Source organism: Mameliella sp. AT18 (assembly GCF_028807275.1).
Taxonomy (GTDB): Bacteria; Pseudomonadota; Alphaproteobacteria; order Rhodobacterales; family Rhodobacteraceae; genus Antarctobacter; species Antarctobacter albus.
The window spans coordinates 1-21,443 of record NZ_JARAMO010000011.1 but is presented as its reverse complement, the minus strand read 5'-3'; the positions used below and the strand labels follow the sequence as shown (position 1 = coordinate 21,443).

The following is a 21,443-nucleotide window of genomic DNA, read 5'->3' as shown; positions in this document are numbered from 1 at the left end:
CTGCCCAAGGGTCAAGTCACATCCGCGACACCCTCTTCCTTGACCGCTTCCATTGCCACGAAGGTCGAGGTCGAGGCCACTCCTGGCAGGGTCGAGACCTTTTCCGCCAGCACCCGGCGATAGCTGGGCATGTCCTGCGTCCGCACCTTCAACAGGTAGTCGAAGTTGCCCGCGATCAGATGCGCCTGTTCGATCTCCGGGATCGTGGTGATAGCCGCGTTGAACCGGGCCAGCGTGCCCTCGCGCGTATCGACCATGCGCACCTCGACAAAGGCGACATGATCCAGCCCGAGCCGGATCGGATCCAGCACCGCGCGATAGCCCCGGATGTACCCGGCCTCTTCCAGCCGCTTCAGGCGCGTCTGCGTGGGCGATTTCGACAGGCCGATGCGCCGCGCCAGTTCCGTGACCGAAATGCGCGCCTCGCCCGCCAGTTCCGCCAGGATCGCTCGATCAAAGCGGTCAAGATCCGAGATTCCCGATTCCATCGCATTTCCCCGAAAACTTGGGCCAAACGTCAAGTCGACCCAGCAAAAACAGTCAAACGTCCCGCGACTCTCCGGGTATCTTACACCAAAGTTCGGTGTGCTGGTATCCATTCCGCACCCCGCCCCCACTTATCTTACCCGAAATCCAGAAAGGCACGAGCATGCCGAAGGACCAGATGACAGACCTGCGCGCGCGCATCGACGCGCTGACCTATGCCGGTGAGGCCGAAACCCTGGCCCGGCTGAAAGACGATGTCGCGCTGGACAGCTCTGCCCGCGCCGCGATCTCTGGCAGCGCGGCGCAGCTCGTGCGGGACATCCGCGGCGCCACCCGCCCCGGGCTGATGGAGGTCTTCCTGGCCGAATACGGGTTGTCGACCGAAGAGGGCGTCGCGCTGATGTGCCTGGCAGAGGCGCTGCTGCGCGTGCCCGACAGCGCCACCATCGACGCACTGATCGAGGACAAGATAGCGCCGTCGGACTGGTCGCGTCACCTGGGCCACTCCACCTCGCCGCTGGTCAATGCCTCGACCTGGGCGCTGATGCTGACAGGCAAGGTGCTGGAGGACCAGCAACCCGGCCCCGTCGGCCACCTGCGCGGCGCCATCAAGCGGCTGGGTGAACCGGTGATCCGCACCGCCGTCGGCCGCGCCATGCGCGAGATGGGCGCGCAGTTCGTCCTGGGCGAAAGCATCGAGGCCGCGATGAAACGCGGCAAGGCGCAAGAGGCCAAGGGCTATACCTATTCCTACGACATGCTGGGCGAAGCGGCCCGGACAGAGGCCGACGCCCAGCGCTATTTCGACGCCTATGCCCAGGCGATCCGCGCCATCGCCACCAATGCCCCGCACGAGGCCACCCGCGACAACCCCGGTATCTCGGTCAAGCTTTCGGCCCTGCATCCGCGCTATGACGAGTTGCAGGCCGAAACCGCCCGCGCCGCGCTGATCCCCCGTCTGCGGGCGCTGGCCCTGCAGGCGCGCAACGCCAAGATCGGGCTGAACATCGACGCGGAAGAGGCCGACCGCCTCTCGCTCTCGCTGGACGTGATCGAGGAGGTCCTTTCCGATCCGGGCCTTGCCGGCTGGGAAGGGTTCGGCGTGGTCGTGCAGGCCTACGGCCAGCGCGCGGGCGCGGTGATCGACTGGCTCTACGCGCTGTCGGAAAAGCTCGATCGCCGGATCATGGTCCGGCTCGTGAAAGGCGCTTACTGGGACACCGAGATCAAGCGCGCCCAGGTCGCCGGCCTGCCCGCGTTCCCGGTCTTCACCTCGAAACCCGCCACCGATGTCTCCTACATCGCCAATGCGCGCAAGCTGCTGTCGATGACGGACCGCATCTACCCGCAGTTCGCCACGCACAACGCACACACGGTGTCGGCGATCCTGCACATGGCGCAGGACAAAAACGCATTTGAATTCCAGCGCCTGCACGGCATGGGAGAGACCCTGCACCGGCTGGTCATGGACCAGAACAAGACCCGCTGCCGGATCTATGCGCCGGTCGGCGCGCACCGCGACCTGCTGGCTTATCTCGTCCGTCGCCTGCTCGAAAACGGCGCCAACTCCAGCTTCGTCAACCAGATCGTGGACGAGGACGTGGCCCCTGAAACCGTTGCCGCCGACCCGTTCGAGGCACCCGCAGGCCGTGCCCTGACCACCGGCCCCGACCTCTTCCAGCCCGAGCGCCGCAACTCCGAGGGGCTGGACCTGCGCCACCGGCCCAGCTTTGCCGCGCTCGACAATGGGCGCGCAGCCTTCCGCAATGCGCAATGGCAGGCCGCCCCCCTGACCGTGGCCGAGGCCGCGCCCGGCGACACCGAGGAAGTCCTGAACCCCGCCAACCTCGACGACGTTCTGGGACAGATCACCTGGGCCAGTCCCGAGCAGGCCCGCGCCGCCGCCGCCGCCGCGCAGCCCTGGCAGGCCAGCCCGGCAGAGCGTGCGCGCATCCTGAATGCCGCTGCCGACCTCTACGAGGCCAACCAGGCCGAGATCTTTGCCATCCTTCACCGCGAGGCGGGCAAGTCGCTGATGGATGCCCTGGCCGAACTGCGCGAGGCTGTGGATTTCCTGCGCTACTACGCCGCCCGCTGCCAGGAGGGTGCAGACAGCCCGCTGGGCACCTTCGCCTGCATCTCGCCCTGGAACTTCCCGCTGGCGATCTTCACCGGCCAGCTCTCCGCCGCACTGGCCGCGGGCAACGCGGTTCTGGCGAAACCGGCGGAACAGACACCGCTGATCGCCCATTTCGCCACCCGCCTGCTGCACGAGGCCGGGGTGCCCCTGGCCGCCCTGCAACTGCTGCCCGGCGCCGGGGACGTCGGCGCGGTGCTGACCTCCTGCCCGGACGTGGACGGCGTTGCCTTTACCGGCGGCACCGAGACCGCCCAGATCATCCACCGCAGCATGGCCCAGCACCTTGCCCCCGGCGCGCCCTTCATCGCGGAAACCGGCGGGCTGAACGCGATGATCGTCGACAGCACCGCCCTGCCTGAACAGGCCGTGCAGGCGATCATCGAATCCGCCTTCCAATCCGCCGGGCAACGCTGTTCCGCTCTGCGCTGCCTTTATGTCCAAGAGGACGTGGCCGAAGGTTTCCTCGAAATGCTCAAGGGGGCCATGCAAACCCTTGTCGTGGGCGATCCCTGGGAGGCGGCCACCGATGTCGGCCCGGTGATCGACGCCGAGGCGCAGGACGGCATCCTCGACCACGTCGCCCAGGCCTCTCGCGAGGGACGGGTCCTGCAGCAGGTCAGCGTGCCCGCGTCCGGGCATTTCGTACCGCCGACCCTGATCCGCATTGGCGGGATCGAGGACCTGGAGCGTGAGATCTTCGGCCCCGTGCTGCATGTCGCCACCTACAAGGCGCGCAACCTGACCCGCGTCATCGACGCGATCAACGGCACGGGCTACGGGCTGACCTTTGGCCTCATGACCCGTATCGACGAACGCGTGCAGCAGATCACCGAGAGCATCGAGGCGGGCAATATCTACGTCAACCGCAACCAGATCGGCGCCATCGTCGGCAGCCAGCCCTTCGGCGGCGAGGGCCTCTCGGGCACCGGCCCCAAGGCGGGCGGCCCGCTCTACCTGGATCGGTTCCGCGCCCATCCCGCGCCCGACAGCACCGGCGACGAAACCGGCGCACCTGTCCCGGACCTGGCCAAGCGGCTGGCGGAGGCTGCCCAGAGCGATCCCGCGCCCAGCCGCATGGAACTGCCCGGCCCGACGGGCGAGGCCAACGTGCTGCACCAGCACGCCCGCCCGCCGCTGCTCTGCCTCGGACCGGGGCAGGACACGGCCGAGGCGCAGGCACAGGCCATCCACGCCCTTGGCGGGCGTGCGGTGGTAGCTCCCGGCCTGCCGCCGGAAACCCTGCAGGACACGCAGGGCATCGCCGGAGCGCTCTGGTGGGGGGATGCGGACCGCGCCCGCGCCTACCGGCAGGCGCTGGCCGCACGCCCTGGCCCGATCCTGACGCTGGTCACCGGCAAGCCGGACGCGGGTCACGCCCGCGCCGAACGGCATGTCTGTATCGACACCACCGCCGCAGGCGGCAACGCCGCCCTGCTGGCCGGGCAGGAGGGCTGAGCCCCTACTGGGTGTATTGCATCAGCTCGGCAATCCGGGCGCGGCCCAGTTCGACCCGGCAAGAGCGCACCGCGATTCCGGTGCCCGAGCCGCCGCCATAGGTCGACCCCACGAAATCGCAGTGGGCATCGCGGTAGGCCGCCCATGCGGCCTGCCCGCTTTCCAGCGCGGGCAGCGACACCTCGCGCCGCGTGATCTCGTCCAGGTCCTTGGCTGCATCGCTGGCAAAGCGCAGCGCGATGCCAAGCGCCTCGTCCACCGCCGTCTCGGCCTGGGCGACGCATTCGGCGATTTCCACCTGGCTACCGGCAGACACGCTGCATTCCAGCGACGGATCGGCGCTGGCGGCAAGGGGCAGCAAACCCAACATCGCCACGGTCAAGGATCTCTTGAGGGTCACTGTCCCGTCTCCCACTGTGTCATCGGATCGGAATGTTCGGCCAAGGCCGCGCTCAAGGCAAGCCCGGTCAGACGCGACCCACCCGGCATCCACCGGGCCCAAGGCACCTTGACCTCCCCCCCTGGCATGCCAATCTCCACCCCATGTTTCCGATCCGCGATCACAACCCGTCTGGGCGTACCCCCTTCGTCACTTACACCCTGGTCGCGATCAACATCGTCGTGTTCCTGGCCTCGCTGCAATACGAGGGCTCACCTCGCGCGATGATGGCCTTTTACGCCGATTACGCGCTGATCCCCCGCTTTCTGTCCGAAGGCTACGGATTCTCCGGGCTCTTCACCTCGATGTTCCTGCACGGGGGGTGGATGCATATCGCGGGCAACATGCTGTTCCTCTACATCTTCGGCGACAACCTCGAAGACGAGATGGGACATGTCGGCTACTTGTTGTTCTACCTGGCCGCAGGGTTGGGCGCGGGGCTGATCCACTGGCTGTCGGCGCCCCTGTCCACCGTGCCCACCGTGGGCGCCTCGGGCGCCATTGCCGGGGTCATGGGGGGCTACCTGCTGCTGTTCCCCAAGGCGCGGGTCGACATCCTGATCATCCTGATCGTCATCTTCCGCGTCATCCCGGTCCCCGCCTGGCTGATGCTGGCGCTCTGGTTCGCGATGCAGCTTTTCGGCGGGTGGAGCGCCCCCGCCGACCAAGGCGGCGTTGCCTACTGGGCGCATGTGGGCGGCTTCGTGATCGGGCTGGTTCTGACGCTGCCGGTCTGGCTGCGGCGCGGTGGCGCCCGCTTCTGGAACCGCACCGAAGGGCATCCGCCCCACCCGGAAACCGAATACGCCTTTGAACGCAGCCGCGTGCCCCGCGTCCAGAGCCGCAAACACCACACACAAGTTCCAAGGATTCGCAGAAAATGACAGAGATCCACACCGCCACCTGCCATTGTGGCGCCGTAGAACTGCGGGTGCGCCTGTCAGACGGGACCGCCACGGCCCGGCGCTGCGACTGTTCCTATTGCCGCCGCCGCAGCGCCGCGGTCGTCAGTGCGCCGCTGGACGGGATCGAGGTGGTCAGGGGGACGGAAAACCTGGCGCTCTACAGCTTTGGCACGCACACGGCGCAGCACCATTTCTGCAAGACCTGCGGCATCTACATGTACCATCGCCGCCGGTCGAACCCGAACGAATACGGGGTCAACCTCTATTGCATCGAGGGGATGGAGCCCAAGGACTTCGAGCCGCTGGGCTGGAACGACGGCGTCAATCACCCCTCGGATCGCTGAACACCCTCACCCGGCGCGCAGGATCCGGGTGAAGCCGCTGAAGATCTCGTTGTTGGCGCAGATGATGCTGCCGCTTTCCAAGGGGTCCTGCCCCTCGCGGACACCATCGACCAGCGCACCGGCCTCCTTGGCGATCAGGTAGCCTGCGGCCATGTCCCAGAGGTTCAGCTCGCGCTCCCAGTAGCCCTCGAAGCGGCCCGCGGCCACATAGGCCATGTCCAGCGAGGACGAGCCGAGGTGGCGCACGCCAGCGCATTCCGGCATCACGCGGGCAAGATCCTTGAGCGTCGCGGGCAGGGTGCGTTTCGCGGCAAAGGGGATGCCGGTGGCAAAGACCGCCTCGACCATGCGGCGCCGACCGGACACGCGCAGACGCTTGGAATCGTTCAGCCAGGCACCCGCGCCGCGTTCGGCATAGAACATCTCGTCCTTGGCGGCGTCGAAGACCACCGCCGACACGATCTGCCCCTTGTGTTCCAAGGCGATGGAAATTGCCCAATGCGGCAGCGCGTGCAGGAAGTTGGTGCCACCGTCCAGCGGATCGACGATCCAGCGCCGGGTCGGGTCGCTGCCCGCCTCCTCGCCGCCTTCCTCGCCCAGCCAGCCATAGTTCGGCCGCGCGCCCATCAGCTCTTCCTTGAGGATGCGCTCGGCCTCGATATCGGCCTTCGACACGAAGTCGCCCGCGCCCTTCATGGAGACCTGGAGGTTCTCGACCTCGCGGAAGTCCTTGACCAGCGAGCGGCCCGCCTTGCGCGCCGCCTTCATCATGATGTTCAGATTCGCGCTGCCCTGCATGGCCCGGCCTTTCCCGCGTGGTCACAAATGAAATCAGGCCGCGCGTATACGCGGCCTGACAGGCAATGCCAAGGGGCGCGGCGCCTCAGCGGTAGACGGCGCCCTTTTCGCCCGGCACGAACTTCGGCGAATAGGACCTGGTGTGGCCCGGATGGTTGTAATAGGCACCTGCGTTCGGCTTGCCGCAGCAGACGACACCGCCCGCCAGAACCGGCTGCAACCCCTGCGGGCAATAGTTCGGCGCATTGTAGGTGTGGACCAGGAAATTCGAATTCGGATCGTTGGTCGCGTCGCCCATGTACATGTCGCCCCAGGCAAAGGCCGAGGTCGCGCTGAGAGCGAGCGCCGTGGCAGCGGCGGTCAAAGTCAGTTTCATAATGTCCCCCAAAAGACGGTGCAATTGTCCACAAGCTACCAGCACGGCAGCGCGAGTCAATTTTTTCGTGTCATTTCCGGAAGATTCTCCCGCTTCAGGCAGGATCTCCGCGCCCCAGATCCTGCCAGTGTTCGCCCATCGCGACGATGCAGGACTGACCCGAAGCGTAGCTGATGATCATGGTCCAGTCGCCCTGATCATCGGTCCAGATCTCGACCACTTCCTCGGGGCTGCGCAGCCCGGTGGCGCGACGCGCGGTGCCGAACTGTTCCACCAGCTTGCGTGTCATCTGTTCGGAAGGGGCGCATATGACTTCGGCAATCGGGCTGCCGACGGCCGGTCCGATCGGCAACCCGAGGCATAGCAAGATTGGGAGGACTGATCTTGTCATGCATCGAATGTAACAGGTTTATGACGACCGGGCGAGAAATTTTGCCGGCACACGCCCCGTCACGTCCCCGTGTCGGGGGCTTTTGCCCGCCCGCCGGTCGTCCCATCCTGAAGACACCCGCCACACCCACCGGAGACCGCCATGACGAACCTGACACGCCGCGCCACGTTTGGCCTTGCCCTTGCCGCCCCCGCCCTGCTGTTCACCACGCGCCGCGCCCTGGCCGCCGAACCAGAGATCTACGCCGAAAACGGGATCGCCATCGACGGATCCGACCCGGTGGCCTATTTCGCCGGAAACGGACCAGTGGCCGGCGGTGCCGCTGCGCTCAGCTGGAAAGGCGCCTCATGGCAATTCTCCGACGCCGGGAACGCCGCCGCCTTCGAGGCCGACCCCAAGGCCTATGCGCCGCAATTCGGGGGCTATTGCGCCTATGCCGCCTCGCGCGGCTACCTCGCGCCGACCATCCCCGAGGCCTGGACGATCCACGATGGCCAGCTTTTCCTCAACGCCAGCCTGCGCGCCCGCACGCTGTGGCTGCGAGACATAGAGGGAAACATCGCCAAGGGCCGTGCCAACTGGCCGGGCATCCTGGGATAATCGCCTTGCGCGGCCTGCTCAGCCCTGCCGGGCGAGCAGCGCCCGCACGTCATCCGGAGACAGGGGAAACAGGGGCCGGCCAAGATCGAACGGCCCACCTGTATCGCGTTGCATCAGTGTCGTCTGGTTCTGTGACATGGATTGAACGTAGGGCCCAAGCCCCAAGGAATGAAGAGGTCGCCCGCTGCATTCGTTAACTTCGGCAACGACCTGCCCGATTTACAGGCAAATCGCCACCTCGATGCCCAACAGGAGGGCGTGTCAGCCCTTCATCACCCGGTCCGCCTTCTTGCGGACCAGGACGCTGCGCAGGTCATGCATCGCCAAAAGCAGCGCGTCCGTCACCTCTTCGAGCTGTTCCGGCGTCGCGCGGGCCTGCGCCCATTGCGCGGTCAGGTTCAGGTGGTCGATGGCCCGATGGATGTCGTCCATCTCGCGCAGCGCCAGCAGCCGCTGGCGGTCTTCCATCCAGGCGCGGATCTCTTCCAGTTCGCCCGGCGTCAGCTCACGGTCGCCATGCGGCTTGATCTCACCCTTGTTGACGTTGACCACGGCGATCTGGTCCATCTCTATCCGCCGCTGCCGGTTCTCGGTGTCGACGCGATAGACCAAGGCGCCGTTTTCGCGCACCCGGAAATAGAACTCGGGCAGGTCTGCGGTCATGTCAGCCCCGCGCAGAACCGTTCGATCCTGTCGCAGGCGCCGGCCAGTTGCGCGTCCGAGGCGGCATAGCTGACACGGAAATGCGGGCTGAGGCCGAAGGCCGCGCCAAAGACCACCGCAACCCCCTCTTCTTCCAGCAGGGCGGTGCAGAAATCCTCGTCCGTGTCGATCCGGCGCCCGCCTTTCGACGTCTTGCCAAGGCAGTCCGCCACCGAGGGATAGACGTAGAATGCCCCCTCGGGCGTGGCGCAGGTGATCCCGGCGCAGGCATTCAGCCGTGCGACCACCATGTCGCGCCGCTTGGCGAAGACCGCCGCACGCTCTGCCAGGAAGTCCTGCGGCCCGTTCAGCGCCTCGACCGCGGCCCACTGGCTGATCGAACAGGGGTTGGTCGTGGACTGGCCCTGCACCTTGCGCATCGCACCGATCAGTTCCTCCGGGCCGCCGGCGTAGCCGATCCGCCAGCCGGTCATCGCGTAGGCCTTGCTGACGCCATTGACGGTCAGCGTGCGGTCATACAGCCCCGGTTCGACCTGCGCCGGGCTGACGAATGCGAACCCGTCATAGGCCAGGTGTTCGTACATGTCGTCCGACATGACCCAGACATGCGGGTGGCGCATCAGCACATCGGTCAACGCCTTCAGCGCCGCGCGGTCATAGCCGGCGCCGGTCGGGTTGGACGGCGAGTTGAAGATGAACCACTTGGTCCTTGGCGTGATCGCCGCCTCCAGCTGTTCGGGCGTGATCCGGAAACCCTCGGCCTCGGCGCCTTCGACGATCACCGGCTCACCGCCGCCCAGGCGCACCATGTCCGGGTAGCTGACCCAGTAGGGCGCCGGAATGATGACCTCGTCACCCGGGTTCAGCGTCGCCATCAGCGCGTTATACAACACCTGCTTGCCACCGGTGCTGACGCTGATCTGGGCAGGCGTGTAGGTCAGCCCGTTTTCGCGGGCGAACTTGTCACAGACCGCCTGCTTGAGTTCGGGGATTCCGTCCGGCGCAGTGTATTTCGTTTTCCCCGCTTCGATTGCCGCAATTGCCGCAGCCTTGATATTGTCCGGTGTGTCAAAGTCCGGCTCGCCGGCGCCGAGTCCGATGATATCGCGCCCTGCGGCCGCCAATTCGCGCGCAAGTTGCGTGACGGCGACCGTCGGGGAGGGTTTCACGCGGGACAGCGTCTGCGACAGAAAGGGCATAAGGGGGCTCGTCGTTTGAAAATTGGCCAGCCCTGTCATAGTTTGCGCCCAAACGGCGTTCAAGCGGCTTCACCGGAAAGGTAAGATCATGGACAACTCGAAAGACTGGTACGGGCCCGAATCCGCCACCTTCGGCGACCGGCTCGCTGCTGCCCGCGAGGCAGCCAACATGACCCAGGAGGTCCTGGCCAAGCGCCTGGGCGTCAAGCTCAAGACCCTGCAGGCCTGGGAAGACGACATCAACGAACCCCGCGCCAACCGCCTGTCCACGCTGGCCGGTGTGCTGAACGTGTCGATCGTCTGGCTGATCACCGGCGAAGGCGATGGCGTGCCGGATCCCGACCAGGACGATACTCTGGCGCCCGACGTCAACGCCATCCTGATCGAGATCCGCGCGCTCCGCGGCCAGTTCAAGGCCAAGGCGGACAAGCTGGGACGGCTGGAAAAGCGCCTGCGCTCCCTGCTGACAGAGGCCCAGTGACATGACCACCGGCCCCGGCGAATCCCGCGAAACCCGTCTCCGCCGCCTGCGCATGCGCTCCATGCGCCGCGGTACCAAGGAGATGGACATCCTGCTGATCCGCTTCGCCGAGGCCCGTCTGGACGCCCTGGATGCCGCCGAACTGGATGCCTACGAGGCCTTGTTGGCGGAAAACGACCAGGATCTCTACCAGTGGATCTCGGGCCAGCGCCCCGCGCCCGAGACCCACGCCCCGATGATCTCGGAAATCACGCGCGTCGCCGCAAACGGTTGATCGCACGGCAGGAATCCGCCCCGCGGCCGCCGCCGGGCGGATCCGTGCGTTTTGCGCCTTGGTAAGCTTGGTTAACCAACCCTCGGAAATCAATAGAATTTTCCGGGTCTTCTACTCGGTTTAACCCGATATTTGCGTTTATACCCGAAAGCTCCGTTGCAAGAAAAACAGGCGGAGACTGAAATGAGCATTCATTCGTCACTGAATCAGGGGCCGGCACAGGGCTTCATAACGAGTTACCTGGATGCGTTGAGCCTGGTGGAACGACTCCACCGCCTCCTGCTCGACGTGATCAAGGACGAATTCGAGCGGTTGGGCATCATCGACGTGAACGCGGTGCAAGCCTTGCTGCTCTTCAACATCGGCGACAACGAGGTGACGGCCGGTGAACTGAAAAGCCGTGGCTACTACCAGGGCTCGAACGTCAGCTACAATCTCAAGAAACTGGTCGAGATGGGCTACATGCACCACCAGCGGTGCGAAATCGACCGACGCTCGGTCCGCGTGCGCCTGACCCAGCGGGGGAGGGAAATCCGCGACATCGTCGGTGATCTCTTTTCCCGCCACGCGGACGGTCTGCAGGGCAAGGGCGTGCTTTCGGTCGATGGCATCGACGAGATTACCACCGCCCTGCGCCGCGTCGAACGCTACTGGACCGACCAGATCCGCTACATCTACTGAGGCGCCGGGCCGGGCGATACAGCCCGGACGGCGCCCTGGTGGGACGGCGGGCGGGGCGATCTGCGCCTGCGGCGCAGGAGCGGCGCCCAGACGTCCCGGCCTCTATCTGGACGACACGGCCAGCACCTGCAATTCGCGCTTCAGCTTGCGCACCATCGCCGCCTCGAAGGCCTCGAAACCCAGCGCGGTCTCGACAAAGGCATCCGGCCCAGCGATGACATAGGCGCGATAGTAAGAGGCCAGCGCACCGATCCCGTTCGCATCGCCGGAGGCCCCGATCACCAGCCCGTTGATCGTGATCCCGCCCGGGCGGCTGTCCTGCGGTCTTGGCCCGGTGTTCGACTTGCCGTCGCCCGACAGGTCCAGCACCTGGCGCCAGCAAACCTCCTGTTCGGCCAACAGCGCCGCACCAAACCTCTTGGCTGCCCCTATCGCGGTGGACTGACCCAGCTGCCCCCGCTGCGTCCCCCGCAACAGCGCCGCCAGATCGGCCACATCCGCCGGCCCTTCGATCCGCCGCCAGGGCGCCACCAAACGCTGAGATCCCGGCCCGCTCCATTCGAAAACGGCCAAGGCCACTGGCGCCTCGGGCATCGCCAGCAAGGCGCCCATGACCTCCGGGTCCTCCAGCGCGCCGGCCAGCCCGTCCAGTTGCAGCCGGTATTCCTCTGCGTCGACCGATCCCGACACGTCCAGCCCCAGGGCCAGCGCCTGGCGGCAGGCCGCCTCGGCGCCAGCGCCCCAAATCAGTAGCGCCGCAAGGCCAAGCAGCCGGGTCATCCCGGTCCAGGCCCGACATAGGGCAAACCGCCGACGATCCGGTTCTGGACCTCGCGATACAGCTTGCGGATCATCGCCCGTTCGAACCCCTCGTAGCCCTCTGCGGTCTCGATGAAGGCCCCCGGCCCGTGCAGCACCTCGAACTCGTAGTGATCCACCACAGAGGGGTCGGCCCCCAGCACCGCCAGCGCATTGACCGTGATCCGCTCGAACGGGAAATGCTTGTAGGCCAGCCCGGGCCAGAACCCGTCATTGGTGATCCCGTCGCCGGACACGTCGATCACCTGCCGCTCGCAGGCGGGCGCCTCCTGCATCAGCGTGGCGCCAAAGCCCAGCGCATAGCCCAGCGCCGTCGGGAACCGCCGGTAAGACCGCTGCACGGTCCGCAGCCGCGCGGCCACCGCCGCGATATCGCCCGCGCTCTGCAGCAGCACCCAGTCCTGCACCACCACCGATTGCCGCCGCCCGCTCCACTCGTAGACGGCCAGCGCAACGCTGCCGCCCTGCTGCAGGATCGCGCCCTGCACGTCCGGACTGGTCAGCGCCGCGGCCAGGCCGTCACGCTGCAGCCGGTATTCCGCCTCGTCCACGGAAGAGGAGACATCCAGCGCCAGCAGCAGCGCCAGCCGGCAGGCGGCCTCGGCCCCCGCCGGCACCAGCGCCGCCAGCGCGGCAGCGATCATGCAGCCAAGGCGGCTCACCAGTGACCCGTGTTGCCCATGCTGGCCCAGGGTTCCTGCGGGGCCAGCGCCTCGCCTTCCTGCAACAGTTCAATCGAGATGTTGTCGGGCGAACGGACAAAGGCCATGTGCCCGTCGCGCGGCGGCCGGTTGATCGTCACGCCCGCGTCCATCAGCGACTGGCACATCTCGTAGATGTTGGGCACCGTGTAGGCGAGGTGACCGAAATGACGACCGTCCGAGGGCAGACCGTCATCTCCGTCCCAGTTATAGGTCAGTTCCAGATCCGCGTGGCCATCCGCCTGGTCGGGCGGGCACAGGAAGACCAGCGTGAACCGGCCCTTCTCGTTCTCGCTCCGGCGGCGCTCGACCAGCCCCAGCATCTTGTAAAAGGCGATCGACGCGTCGAGGTCCTTCACCCGGACCATCGTGTGCAGATACTTGATTCCCATTTTGTCCCTTCCGGCCCGCCCGCGCGGACCGTCTTTCAGAATACCGATTTCAGACCCAGCCGCAGATCCGTGCCGCGGGTCTCGTAAATGGTATAATTGGAACTCCGGTCGCGGAAGGAAACCCCGATTTCCGGGGCAAAGCCGTAGAGATCGTAGTTCGGCAACAGCAGGTCCAGTGAAACGGTCAGCTCCTCGTCCCGCCGCGGCTCGATCCAGAAGGTGGTCGGCCCCATGTCGAAATCCGTCACTTCCCAGGCCAGGGTCAGCCGTGGCAACACGCCCTTGACCGGCTTGCCCAGGCGATAACTCAGCGCCGCGCGCGCGCTTTCCCGCGCCACCAGCCGAGAATCCGAAGCCGTGTCGGACACCAGCAGGTCCAGACCCAGCGTCGACCGGCCATAGGCCCGTGTCAGCGTCAGGCCCAGTTCGCGGGTCTGCGCATCCCGCACCGCCGCATCGTGCCGCTCCTCGACCTCGTAGCCATAGCGCAGCGCCCCGATCAACCCCGGCGCAATCGTCTGGCCATAGCTCAGGTCCAGTCGCGCGGCATCGGCGAAAAGCTGTCCGCCCAGCCAGTGCCGCGTGACCGACAGCTGCGATTTTCCCAGCCAGCTGCCATCCTGCCCGCGCGCCTCGTAACCCAGGCTCAGCGCCAGCGCGTCCTGCCGGTAATCCGCGTCCCTGATCCCCGGCACCTTGTCGCGCGCCTCCTGGGAAAACCGCACGCGCTGGAACTCTGTCGACAGGCCAAGGTTCAGCCGCCGGGTCTCGCTCAGCGGGACACGGCGGACATAGTCGGCGCCCAGGACATAGCGTTCCCCGGACAGCGGCACCGCCGAAGGATTGACGAAAGGCAGCCCGGCAAAGGTAAATCGGTTGGTCCTGGGGGCGCCGTTGAGGTTGTCCGACGGTTCAACCGACAGATCCAGCGACAGCCGCCAGGGCGTCAGCCGCCGCAACTGGCGGAAATCGCGCACCGCCACGGCCTTCAGCTGATCATCCGGAGCCATCTGCGCGGCACGGCGCAGCCAGAGCTGCGCGACACCGGGCCGCCCGCCAGAGGCGCGGGCCTGCGCCATCAGCATCGCGGAAAAGAACCGCTCGCGCTCGTCATTCGTGCCGCCAAAGGCGAGGCGCGCGGCCTCCGCCGCCTCGGCGCTGCGGCCAAGCTGCGACAGGGCGCGGGATTTCATCATCAGCGCGTCGGTATCGCCGGGCGCGCCCAGCAGCACGCCCTCGGCCAGCACCAGCGCCAGTTCCGCCTGTCCGGCCATCAGGGCACGCGCCGCGGCGCCGCGCGCCTCGTCCACGCTCATCCGGACCGCCTCGGCCCCGGCCGGGGCTGACATCAAAGCCATCGCGCCGGCCAGGATGGCCGGTCGCAAGGCACGCATCAGGTGGGCCACCAGGCGCATGGGTCAGGGGCGCGTTGCGATGAAACCGCCAGTCTCGCGGACATCCTCGGTGAGGAACTCGCCCGTCGCCGGGTCGATGCCCACCGGGCCCTGTCCTTCGATCACCACGATGCCGACAACCTCTTCGCCGTCAGGCCCCGCGAAAAGCCCCGACCAGGTGCCCGTCTGGGTCACTTCGCCGTCCGAGCGTATGGCGCTGGCATCGGAAGAGTTGATCGTCCAGGTGTCGAAGTTGATCTCGGCCGTGGCCAGCGACAGGAAATCCGCACCGCTCAGCGCGGCAATGTTCACGCCGTTGGCATCAAAGAACTCCCGGCTGACGATAACGCCCTCGACCGCGCCGGAGATGTCCGGATCCTCGACGTCGACCTCGATCCGCGCCAGGCCGGACACGTACTGGATTTCCGTATCCGGTGAGCCATCGACAACAACAGTGCGGACCGCGGCGTATTCGCCTGTGAAGACATAGGAATCCGTCCCCTTCGGCAGCGCGCCGCTGCCTTCAAGGCGCTGCGCCGCAGCCCCGCCAAAGCCGAACGACAGGTAGCGATCCGTGCCGACGGCGCCCACCTGGCTAAAGCCGCTGGGCGAGCGGCGGAACACCGCGAAATACTGCGACGTGCCCGAAGGCCCTGCCGTGTTGCGGTAGGCGTCGAACCCGGTGCCGCCGGGATTGAGAATGGCGCTGAGGCCCGTGTCCTTGGCGTAGACGTTCGCACCGGCCACGGCCTTGTCGCTGTCGAAGGGCAGCTCGTTGAAGACCAGCTCGCCGGTGTCCGGGTCGAATGTCATCTCGTCGACGCGCAGATCTTCCGAGGCATCTTCCAGCTCGCTCGTGTACAGGTTGTCGGGATCGGGATCCGCGTCGGGATCGGTGCCACCGCCGGTCCCGGGATCAGGTTCTGGCACCAGTGGCTGTGCCCCGGTTCCAATTCCCGACCCGCCGTCGCCGGTCAAAGTCGCGCCGTCACACGCGGCAAGGACGCCCGCGAGAGCGAGCGCTGCAATAATGCGATACATGGGACTGCCTCAGGTCTTGCCTTTTATTTTGTCCACAGCGTGCGTGTCACGGTTGAAAAAGTCAATCTTGGCTTGGCGAAGCGGCTGGATGTGCGGCATAATCGTCCCACAGCGGGGATTTCTGGAATGGCTGACAGGCCCCACGCTCATGGGCGAATGCCCGGGCCACCTGTCCGCGTGCTTTCAGATCGGCAACCGGAAAGGTATGCCCGTGCACGTCACCTGTCCGATGTATCGGGGCACGGCGCGCACGGTTTTTGCTGCGCCGCATGGCGCCAATGAATTTAAGACGCGAGGCAGCTAGGGCCATGACCGGCGAGACCACAGGCACGAGAACGGCAGGGCCGACCCTGATCGTCGAGGACAACGCCTTTCTCTCGACAGAGCTTTTCGAGGCACTGCAAGAGGCCGGGCTGAACCCGCTGCCGCCGGTCAGCCACTACACCGCTGCCCTGTCCAGCCTGTCGCAGGACACCCCGCGCCTCTGCGTGCTCGACCTCGACCTTGGCCGCCAGATGAGCTCGAATGTGGTCATCGGCGAAGAGGGACGGCGCCTGCTGGCCATCCTGCACGCGCGCGGCTGCCGAACCGCCGTCTACAGCGCCTATGTGTCGAACCCGCTGGGCCTGCGCGACATCGCCCCGGACGTCGAGGTGCTCAGCAAGAGCCAGCCGGTCGAGGAACTGGTCCGCGTGCTGCGCAACCTCTCCGGGCTCGAACCCGCGCCGGCCTGATCATCCCGCGCCCATCCGCGAGATCGTGACACAGAGCCCCTCGGGACGATAATCCATCACCACAGTGGCCTGCAACTGGCGGCCCAGGATCGTGCCCAGCAGGAAGGCGCCAAAGCCGGTCCGCTCGGGCGGCACCACCTCAGGGCCGCCGGTTTCGCGCCATGTCATCCGCGACAGCCCCTCGCCGCTGGTCATGATATCCAGCACCACCCGGCCATCCGGCACGCTCCATGCCCCGTATTTGACCGCATTCGTGCCCAGTTCGTGCAGGGCCAGGCCGATGGCCTGCGCCTCCTCGGGCGGCAGGGCCACGTCCTCTCCCTGGTAGGTGAACCTCTCGTCGCTCAGATCCACAAAGGCGGCCAGGCTGGACTGCGCCAGCCCGCGCAGGCCCTGCCAGTCCCAGCCCCCGTCCGACAACAGCTCGAACGTCCGCCCCATCGAGGCCAGACGCTGCGACAGGCGGCTGGCCAGTTCGGTCTTGTCGCCCGACCGTTGCGCGGTGAACCGCGTCACCGCCCGCACCACCGCCAGCATGTTCTTGACCCGGTGCTGCAGCTCGGCGGTCAGCAGGTCCTTCTGCTCCTCCAGCGCCCGTTCCGAGGTCACGTCACGCACCGCAATGCCCGCCGCCGTCACCTCTCCGTCGCGCAACACCGGAAAGATATCGCCGACCAGCCGCCGATCCTGCGCGGCCGTAATCTCGATCCCCTCCAGCGGCGCGGCGCCGTCCAGCACCGCCTCGATCCGCGCGGCGAAATCACCGATCTGCACCGGCACCGGGGTATCCCCCGGCGCAAGGCGCAGCGCGTCCAGGTCCAGCCCGAACAGCTCGGCCAGGAACCTGTTGCCGCGCAGCCAGCGCATGTCCTTGCCGATCATCCCCAGCCCGACGGGCACACCATCGTAGATCGCCTGCAACTCGGCATTCTGCTGTTCCAGCTGGGCAGAGGACTCCAGCAGTTCGCGGTTGAAGGCCTGCAGCTTGCTGTTGATCAGCTCCAGTTCTCCCCGGCTGATCCGAAGCTCGCGGTTCGAGGATTGCAGTTCCTCGTTCAGCGCCAGCAATTCGCGGTTGGCGCTGCTCAGCGCCATCTCGGCGCTTTCGGTCCGCCATTGCAGCCGGTCCAGCCGCCGCTGCCAGGGCACGGCGCCCACCCTCTCCAGGACCGGCAGATCGCCGTCCTCGCCGTCGCACAGCACCACCAGATAGCGACCGGCCTGCTCCGCCGAAGCCGTCACGCGCACCTCTCCCTTGGCAGCCGCCCCTTCACCGGCACTGGTGCGTACCGCGATTTCGCGCCCCTCGTCGCGCACCTCCGCCAGGGCCTCCATCGCCGCGCGGGCGCGGGCCGGGTCGCGCAGATCCTGCAGCCCATAGGCCACGCCCGGCCGCACCGGCGAAAGAAAGGCCCGCATCGGCGCAGACACATGAATGAACCGCCCGGTATCATCGACCGAGGCAAAGACCGTCCCCAGCATCTGCAAAACGCCACGTTCGGCCAGCGCCGTTTCGGTCAGCCGCTCGCCGGGCCGGTGGCCGCGCATGGCAGAGACCCGCGCCCCGCCGTGGGTTTTCCGGCGCCGGAACAGCAGGCCGTCCTCGCCCAGCGGCTCGAATCCCTCCGGGTCCAGCAGCGGGGCCATTTGCGGCAAGACCGCAAGAAACCCGTCTGCCTGCAGGCCATAGTCGAACCGGGCCAGCGCCACCTCCGCCTTTTCGGGGCGGCCCAACAGGGCGGGCCGCAGGCAGACCACCAGGTCCAGCCAGCCAAAGGGCGCATCCGCATAGAGGTCGTGCTCTGCAAAGACGCAGAGTTCGCGCAAGGCGAGGTCGACCGTGTAGCCGCCGTCGCCGCGCCGCAGGAAACGCGCCCGGCGGCCCGGATCCAGCGCCGCCGCCGCTTCGGCCCCATAGTCGCCCGACCGGGCTTTTCGCAGGGCCAGAGCGTCCGTGTCAGTGCCGAATATCTTCCAGGGGCGCCGGTCCTGCCGCTCTGTCGTCAGCTCGATGATCCTCATGGCAAGCTGGTAGACCAGGTCACCCTGCCCGCAGCCGGGCACCCAGACACGAAATCCCGCCTGTTTGCGCTGCAACAACGGGATCAGCACCAGGTCCCGCAGCCGGTCGATCACCACGGCGTCGGAAACCTCCTGCGCGGTGCCCTGCATGACGTCCCGCGCCAGGCGTTGCCGCTCTGCCGGATCGCGGCGCAACTGGGCCAGGTAGACCTCGGGCGCCAGCCCGCCCTCGATCGCCATGCGGCGCAACATCCGGGCTGCCAGCAGGGCTGGCCTCGGCCGGTCCGCAAAACCCAGCAATCGCGAGGCCCGGTCAAGCTGTTCGTTGCTTGGCCCGTCGCCGGCGGCCTGGGCAACCCGCGCCTGGTGGATCGCCGTCACGACCCCGGGCGCGTCCTCTGCCGTCACCTCCCGGTCCGCCAGCGTGGCAGAGCCAACCGCCAGCACGACGCCCCCCGCCGCCTGCAGGGCCCGCGCCCCCAGGGTCGGCAGCGTCACGCCGCCGGGCAACAGCACCGCGATCCCCGCCGGTTCGCTCTCCGCCAGGCTCGACAGGCAGTCATCCAGCGGCGAGCCATCCTCCGGCACCAGCCGCAGGACACCGCCCGCCACCCGCGCGCCCTGCCCCCCCGGCACGACCACCACCCGGTCCGCAACCGGCACCAGCCCATCCTCGGCCATGTCCACGGGCACCCGGGCCACGACAAGCAGCGCGTCCAGCAGCTCTGTGTCGGCGGGCGTCCGGCGCATCGGCAGCACCACCCAGCACAGGCCGCTGCCCGGGCGGATCGCCGCCACGCAGGCGACCAGCGCCTCGCGCGCATCCGGCGGCGCGCAAATCGCGGCGATCATCATCCCTGGCGGCCTCCGGTCCCTGCCTCGATACCCCGCTGGCAGCTTGGCACAGCCGCCCCGATCCCGCCAAGCGTCCCGCTTCCGCCGCCCCGCGAAATACCCTATGCCAAGGGGACCGCTTTCCCGGAGGGACACCATGCAGCAATACCTCGACGCACTCCGCACGGTCCTCGACCACGGCGAAGAGTCAACCGACCGCACCGGCACCGGCACCCGCAGCTATTTCGGCCTGCAATGCCGCTATCCCCTGGCACAGGGCTTTCCGCTGGTCACCACCAAGAAACTGCACCTGCGCTCGATCATCCACGAGCTGCTCTGGTTCCTCTCCGGCGACACCAACATCACCTACCTCAAGGACAACGGCGTCTCGATCTGGGACGAATGGGCGGATGAGAACGGCGACCTCGGCCCGGTCTACGGCCACCAGTGGCGCCACTGGCCCGGCTACAAGGGCGAGATCGACCAGATCCAGACCCTGCTGCACCAGATCCGCACCACCCCGGATTCCCGCCGCATGATCGTCTCGGCCTGGAACCCGGCGGATGTGCCCGAGATGGCGCTGCCGCCCTGCCACACGCTCTGGCAGGTCCGCATCATTGGGCGCAAGCTGCACCTGCAGCTCTACCAGCGCTCGGCCGACATGTTCCTTGGCGTGCCCTTCAACATCGCCTCCTACGCGCTGCTGCAGGTCATGCTGGCCCATGTCACCGGCTACGAGCCCGGCGATTTCGTCCATTCCATCGGCGACGCGCATATCTATTCCAACCACATGGACCAGGTGGCGCAACAGCTCTCGCGCACGCCCCGCCCCCTGCCCCGGTTGGAGATCGCGCGCGAGGTGACGGACCTCTTCGATTTCCGGTATGAGGATTTCTCTTTCCCCGGCTACGACCCCCTGCCCGCCATCAAGGCCCCCGTGGCCGTCTGAGGTTTTCATGATCACGCTCATCGCCGCCCACGACCGCAACCGCGCCATCGGCAAGGACGGGGACATCCCCTGGCACCTCCCCGAGGACCTCGCCATGTTCAAGCGCGAGACCCTGGGCGGCGCCATCATCATGGGCCGCAAAACCTGGGACAGCCTGCCGTTCAAGCCCCTCCCCAAGCGCCTGAACATTGTGGTGTCGCGGGACCGCTCCCTGCACGAGCATGTCGTCGGGTCCGTCGAGGAGGGGATCGCCCTGGCGCAGTCGCTTGGCTATTTCCGCATCTACGGAATCGGCGGTCAAAAGATCTACGAGGCCATGCTGCCGCTGGCGCATCGGCTGTTGATCACGGAAGTGGATCTGGAGGTCGAGGGCGCGGATGCGTGGTTTCCGGAGGTGGGAAGCGGGTGGCGGGAGGTTGGGCCACCATTGAAATATTCAGCCCAACAATACATGGTGATAAACGAGTTTATATGTAGAACCTAAGACTTAAGGGCGAGCATAATGCAGCTGGGTATTTTTTCGCAACCCGGATTTCAGAATGCCTTTTGGCTATTCCTCGGTGTAGTTGCTGGCGCACTTATCCAGCACTTTCTTGGCTTTCTATCCAAACACAGCCAAGCTGAAAATGCCTTAAAGGTGTTGCAGTCCGAAATAACATACAATCTAAGAGAAGCTCAAAAATTTGAGAGTGAACTTGGCCAATCCACTCAAAGACTTTCCAAAGGCGAGATAAGCGCCGTAGACGTTTTCTTTCGTATGAGCGGGTTCGACTACTCCGCACTCAGCCCGCTGAATAGCACTGGATACCTTCATATTCTCCTAGGGCCTGATTTAATGCCAAGCCTCTTACGATTTCAGGGGTTCTTCAATGATACTCACGGCCAAAGACTCAAAGAGCTATTTCACAATGAATTCAACCGAGGAAACGGCGTCAAATTCTTGCAAGATGTCGAAAAGCACAGCAGGCAACTAATTGAAGATATAGAAAAAATCCAATCTTCGAAAAAGAGATGGCTACGGCTTGAACTCAAACAAAGGCAGTAGACCAACACTAACGGCGAACTACCCGCCCCCCCCCCCCCGATCCCCTCCCCCAAGGCGCGGAACAAGGCCGAAGGCCGCCGCGCCAGCGCCGACCCGCCCCCCGAGGCGGCGCTTTGTCGACGCAGGCGCAAACCCCGGAGGTCCTTCGGATGTGTCACGATAAACCGCACCCGCTCCACCCATAGCGGCGCCACCCCGCAGGTCGGCGCTGTCCCGGCTGCGCACAAGGCTCGGACGGTCCCGCCTCACCAACCCCGTCCCGGGCTTGCCCCGGGACCTC

The 21,443-nt window shown here is 66.4% G+C and carries 24 protein-coding genes; 11 read left to right on the top strand and 13 right to left on the bottom strand.

Features of this window, described 5'->3' with window-relative positions:
* Positions 1-11: 11 nt before the first annotated feature.
* Positions 12-488 (bottom strand): Lrp/AsnC family transcriptional regulator, encoded by a 477-nt coding sequence (locus PVW46_RS01260; protein WP_069210339.1) that lies wholly within the window; start codon positions 486-488, stop codon positions 12-14.
* A 161-nt stretch (positions 489-649) separates the two neighbouring features.
* Here PVW46_RS01260 and putA point away from each other — a divergent pair, with 161 nt between their 5' ends.
* Positions 650-4,081 carry a bifunctional proline dehydrogenase/L-glutamate gamma-semialdehyde dehydrogenase PutA gene (gene putA / locus PVW46_RS01255; RefSeq protein WP_069210340.1) on the top strand — a complete coding sequence of 1,144 codons (3,432 nt, stop codon included), beginning with the start codon at positions 650-652 and terminating at the stop codon, positions 4,079-4,081.
* A gap of 4 nt (positions 4,082-4,085) precedes the next feature.
* Here putA and PVW46_RS01250 read toward each other — a convergent pair whose 3' ends face one another.
* Positions 4,086-4,481: a lysozyme inhibitor LprI family protein gene (locus PVW46_RS01250; RefSeq protein WP_274574022.1), complete on the bottom strand. Its 396-nt coding sequence runs from the start codon at positions 4,479-4,481 to the stop codon at positions 4,086-4,088.
* Positions 4,482-4,624: 143 nt separating this feature from the next.
* Here PVW46_RS01250 and PVW46_RS01245 point away from each other — a divergent pair, with 143 nt between their 5' ends.
* Together PVW46_RS01245 and PVW46_RS01240 are read left to right on the top strand one after the other, a co-directional pair.
* Positions 4,625-5,404: a rhomboid family intramembrane serine protease gene (locus PVW46_RS01245; protein WP_043144947.1), complete on the top strand. Its 780-nt coding sequence runs from the start codon at positions 4,625-4,627 to the stop codon at positions 5,402-5,404.
* Positions 5,401-5,769: a GFA family protein gene (locus tag PVW46_RS01240; protein WP_069210341.1), complete on the top strand. Its 369-nt coding sequence runs from the start codon at positions 5,401-5,403 to the stop codon at positions 5,767-5,769. The genes PVW46_RS01245 and PVW46_RS01240 overlap by 4 nt, the downstream gene beginning before the upstream one ends.
* A gap of 6 nt (positions 5,770-5,775) precedes the next feature.
* Here PVW46_RS01240 and PVW46_RS01235 read toward each other — a convergent pair whose 3' ends face one another.
* The 3 genes from PVW46_RS01235 to PVW46_RS01225 all read right to left on the bottom strand — a co-directional run bounded on the left by PVW46_RS01235 (position 5,776) and on the right by PVW46_RS01225 (position 7,232).
* Positions 5,776-6,567, bottom strand: a complete 792-nt coding sequence (locus PVW46_RS01235) for an inositol monophosphatase family protein (RefSeq protein ID WP_069210342.1) — start codon at positions 6,565-6,567, stop codon at positions 5,776-5,778.
* Positions 6,568-6,652: 85 nt separating this feature from the next.
* A complete protein-coding gene (locus PVW46_RS01230; RefSeq protein WP_043144944.1) occupies positions 6,653-6,943 on the bottom strand; it encodes a hypothetical protein in 291 nt (96 codons plus the stop codon).
* A gap of 94 nt (positions 6,944-7,037) precedes the next feature.
* Complete coding sequence (locus tag PVW46_RS01225; RefSeq protein ID WP_223306275.1) at positions 7,038-7,232, bottom strand: hypothetical protein; 195 nt, start codon at positions 7,230-7,232, stop codon at positions 7,038-7,040.
* A gap of 243 nt (positions 7,233-7,475) precedes the next feature.
* On the opposite strand from PVW46_RS01225, the gene PVW46_RS01220 reads away from it, so the two are divergent.
* Complete coding sequence (locus PVW46_RS01220; RefSeq protein WP_069210343.1) at positions 7,476-7,934, top strand: YHS domain-containing (seleno)protein; 459 nt, start codon at positions 7,476-7,478, stop codon at positions 7,932-7,934.
* Between the two features lie 261 nt (positions 7,935-8,195).
* On the opposite strand, the gene PVW46_RS01215 is transcribed toward PVW46_RS01220, so the two are convergent.
* A complete protein-coding gene (locus PVW46_RS01215) occupies positions 8,196-8,597 on the bottom strand; it encodes a hypothetical protein (RefSeq protein WP_069210344.1) in 402 nt (133 codons plus the stop codon).
* Positions 8,594-9,796 carry a pyridoxal phosphate-dependent aminotransferase gene (locus PVW46_RS01210; protein WP_069210345.1) on the bottom strand — a complete coding sequence of 401 codons (1,203 nt, stop codon included), beginning with the start codon at positions 9,794-9,796 and terminating at the stop codon, positions 8,594-8,596. Before PVW46_RS01210 ends, PVW46_RS01215 begins: the two co-directional genes overlap by 4 nt.
* A gap of 88 nt (positions 9,797-9,884) precedes the next feature.
* On the opposite strand from PVW46_RS01210, the gene PVW46_RS01205 reads away from it, so the two are divergent.
* The 3 genes from PVW46_RS01205 to PVW46_RS01195 all read left to right on the top strand — a co-directional run bounded on the left by PVW46_RS01205 (position 9,885) and on the right by PVW46_RS01195 (position 11,232).
* Complete coding sequence (locus PVW46_RS01205; protein ID WP_043144936.1) at positions 9,885-10,277, top strand: helix-turn-helix domain-containing protein; 393 nt, start codon at positions 9,885-9,887, stop codon at positions 10,275-10,277.
* Position 10,278: 1 nt separating this feature from the next.
* Positions 10,279-10,551, top strand: a complete 273-nt coding sequence (locus PVW46_RS01200; protein WP_043144934.1) for an FAD assembly factor SdhE — start codon at positions 10,279-10,281, stop codon at positions 10,549-10,551.
* 183 nt (positions 10,552-10,734) lie between these two features.
* Positions 10,735-11,232, top strand: a complete 498-nt coding sequence (locus PVW46_RS01195) for a MarR family winged helix-turn-helix transcriptional regulator (protein ID WP_043144932.1) — start codon at positions 10,735-10,737, stop codon at positions 11,230-11,232.
* A gap of 102 nt (positions 11,233-11,334) precedes the next feature.
* Here the strand turns inward: PVW46_RS01195 and PVW46_RS01190 are convergent, their stop codons facing one another.
* Genes PVW46_RS01190 through PVW46_RS01170 form a run of 5 tightly spaced genes read right to left on the bottom strand, consistent with a single transcriptional unit; the run spans position 11,335 to position 15,579 of the window.
* Positions 11,335-12,012, bottom strand: coding sequence for a DUF1194 domain-containing protein (locus PVW46_RS01190; protein WP_043144931.1), 678 nt, complete (start codon positions 12,010-12,012; stop codon positions 11,335-11,337).
* Positions 12,009-12,695 carry a DUF1194 domain-containing protein gene (locus PVW46_RS01185; RefSeq protein ID WP_069210353.1) on the bottom strand — a complete coding sequence of 229 codons (687 nt, stop codon included), beginning with the start codon at positions 12,693-12,695 and terminating at the stop codon, positions 12,009-12,011. Before PVW46_RS01185 ends, PVW46_RS01190 begins: the two co-directional genes overlap by 4 nt.
* 14 nt (positions 12,696-12,709) lie before the next feature.
* Positions 12,710-13,144 carry a VOC family protein gene (locus tag PVW46_RS01180; protein ID WP_069210346.1) on the bottom strand — a complete coding sequence of 145 codons (435 nt, stop codon included), beginning with the start codon at positions 13,142-13,144 and terminating at the stop codon, positions 12,710-12,712.
* 35 nt (positions 13,145-13,179) lie between these two features.
* Positions 13,180-14,559, bottom strand: coding sequence for a surface lipoprotein assembly modifier (locus PVW46_RS01175; protein ID WP_069210347.1), 1,380 nt, complete (start codon positions 14,557-14,559; stop codon positions 13,180-13,182).
* A gap of 3 nt (positions 14,560-14,562) precedes the next feature.
* Positions 14,563-15,579 (bottom strand): hypothetical protein, encoded by a 1,017-nt coding sequence (locus PVW46_RS01170; RefSeq protein WP_069210348.1) that lies wholly within the window; start codon positions 15,577-15,579, stop codon positions 14,563-14,565.
* Between the two features lie 308 nt (positions 15,580-15,887).
* Here PVW46_RS01170 and PVW46_RS01165 point away from each other — a divergent pair, with 308 nt between their 5' ends.
* Entirely contained in the window at positions 15,888-16,313 is a 426-nt protein-coding gene (locus PVW46_RS01165) for a DNA-binding transcriptional response regulator (protein ID WP_069210349.1), read from the top strand.
* On the opposite strand, the gene PVW46_RS01160 is transcribed toward PVW46_RS01165, so the two are convergent.
* Positions 16,314-19,190 carry a CheR family methyltransferase gene (locus PVW46_RS01160; RefSeq protein WP_274573990.1) on the bottom strand — a complete coding sequence of 959 codons (2,877 nt, stop codon included), beginning with the start codon at positions 19,188-19,190 and terminating at the stop codon, positions 16,314-16,316. It lies immediately after the preceding gene.
* 136 nt (positions 19,191-19,326) lie between these two features.
* Here PVW46_RS01160 and PVW46_RS01155 point away from each other — a divergent pair, with 136 nt between their 5' ends.
* From PVW46_RS01155 to PVW46_RS01145, 3 genes are read left to right on the top strand one after another with little or no spacing between them, the layout of a single operon-like run.
* A complete protein-coding gene (locus tag PVW46_RS01155) occupies positions 19,327-20,118 on the top strand; it encodes a thymidylate synthase (RefSeq protein WP_069208170.1) in 792 nt (263 codons plus the stop codon).
* Between the two features lie 7 nt (positions 20,119-20,125).
* Positions 20,126-20,602 (top strand): dihydrofolate reductase, encoded by a 477-nt coding sequence (locus tag PVW46_RS01150; RefSeq protein WP_069208171.1) that lies wholly within the window; start codon positions 20,126-20,128, stop codon positions 20,600-20,602.
* 18 nt (positions 20,603-20,620) lie between these two features.
* Positions 20,621-21,163 (top strand): hypothetical protein, encoded by a 543-nt coding sequence (locus PVW46_RS01145; RefSeq protein ID WP_139132227.1) that lies wholly within the window; start codon positions 20,621-20,623, stop codon positions 21,161-21,163.
* Positions 21,164-21,443 lie beyond the last annotated feature (280 nt).

Coding starts and splice junctions, on each gene's coding strand:
- PVW46_RS01185 (WP_069210353.1), bottom strand. CDS start 12,695: ATGATCGCTGCCGCGCTGGCGGCGCTGGTGCCGGCGGGGGCCGAGGCC.
- PVW46_RS01190 (WP_043144931.1), bottom strand. CDS start 12,012: ATGACCCGGCTGCTTGGCCTTGCGGCGCTACTGATTTGGGGCGCTGGC.
- PVW46_RS01165 (WP_069210349.1), top strand. CDS start 15,888: ATGACCGGCGAGACCACAGGCACGAGAACGGCAGGGCCGACCCTGATC.
- PVW46_RS01160 (WP_274573990.1), bottom strand. CDS start 19,190: ATGATGATCGCCGCGATTTGCGCGCCGCCGGATGCGCGCGAGGCGCTG.
- PVW46_RS01225 (WP_223306275.1), bottom strand. CDS start 7,232: ATGACACGCAAGCTGGTGGAACAGTTCGGCACCGCGCGTCGCGCCACC.
- PVW46_RS01240 (WP_069210341.1), top strand. CDS start 5,401: ATGACAGAGATCCACACCGCCACCTGCCATTGTGGCGCCGTAGAACTG.
- PVW46_RS01230 (WP_043144944.1), bottom strand. CDS start 6,943: ATGAAACTGACTTTGACCGCCGCTGCCACGGCGCTCGCTCTCAGCGCG.
- PVW46_RS01195 (WP_043144932.1), top strand. CDS start 10,735: ATGAGCATTCATTCGTCACTGAATCAGGGGCCGGCACAGGGCTTCATA.
- PVW46_RS01210 (WP_069210345.1), bottom strand. CDS start 9,796: ATGCCCTTTCTGTCGCAGACGCTGTCCCGCGTGAAACCCTCCCCGACG.
- PVW46_RS01215 (WP_069210344.1), bottom strand. CDS start 8,597: ATGACCGCAGACCTGCCCGAGTTCTATTTCCGGGTGCGCGAAAACGGC.
- PVW46_RS01175 (WP_069210347.1), bottom strand. CDS start 14,559: ATGCGCCTGGTGGCCCACCTGATGCGTGCCTTGCGACCGGCCATCCTG.
- PVW46_RS01200 (WP_043144934.1), top strand. CDS start 10,279: ATGACCACCGGCCCCGGCGAATCCCGCGAAACCCGTCTCCGCCGCCTG.
- PVW46_RS01220 (WP_069210343.1), top strand. CDS start 7,476: ATGACGAACCTGACACGCCGCGCCACGTTTGGCCTTGCCCTTGCCGCC.
- PVW46_RS01150 (WP_069208171.1), top strand. CDS start 20,126: ATGATCACGCTCATCGCCGCCCACGACCGCAACCGCGCCATCGGCAAG.
- PVW46_RS01155 (WP_069208170.1), top strand. CDS start 19,327: ATGCAGCAATACCTCGACGCACTCCGCACGGTCCTCGACCACGGCGAA.
- putA (WP_069210340.1), top strand. CDS start 650: ATGCCGAAGGACCAGATGACAGACCTGCGCGCGCGCATCGACGCGCTG.
- PVW46_RS01235 (WP_069210342.1), bottom strand. CDS start 6,567: ATGCAGGGCAGCGCGAATCTGAACATCATGATGAAGGCGGCGCGCAAG.
- PVW46_RS01145 (WP_139132227.1), top strand. CDS start 20,621: ATGCAGCTGGGTATTTTTTCGCAACCCGGATTTCAGAATGCCTTTTGG.
- PVW46_RS01170 (WP_069210348.1), bottom strand. CDS start 15,579: ATGTATCGCATTATTGCAGCGCTCGCTCTCGCGGGCGTCCTTGCCGCG.
- PVW46_RS01205 (WP_043144936.1), top strand. CDS start 9,885: ATGGACAACTCGAAAGACTGGTACGGGCCCGAATCCGCCACCTTCGGC.
- PVW46_RS01260 (WP_069210339.1), bottom strand. CDS start 488: ATGGAATCGGGAATCTCGGATCTTGACCGCTTTGATCGAGCGATCCTG.
- PVW46_RS01245 (WP_043144947.1), top strand. CDS start 4,625: ATGTTTCCGATCCGCGATCACAACCCGTCTGGGCGTACCCCCTTCGTC.
- PVW46_RS01180 (WP_069210346.1), bottom strand. CDS start 13,144: ATGGGAATCAAGTATCTGCACACGATGGTCCGGGTGAAGGACCTCGAC.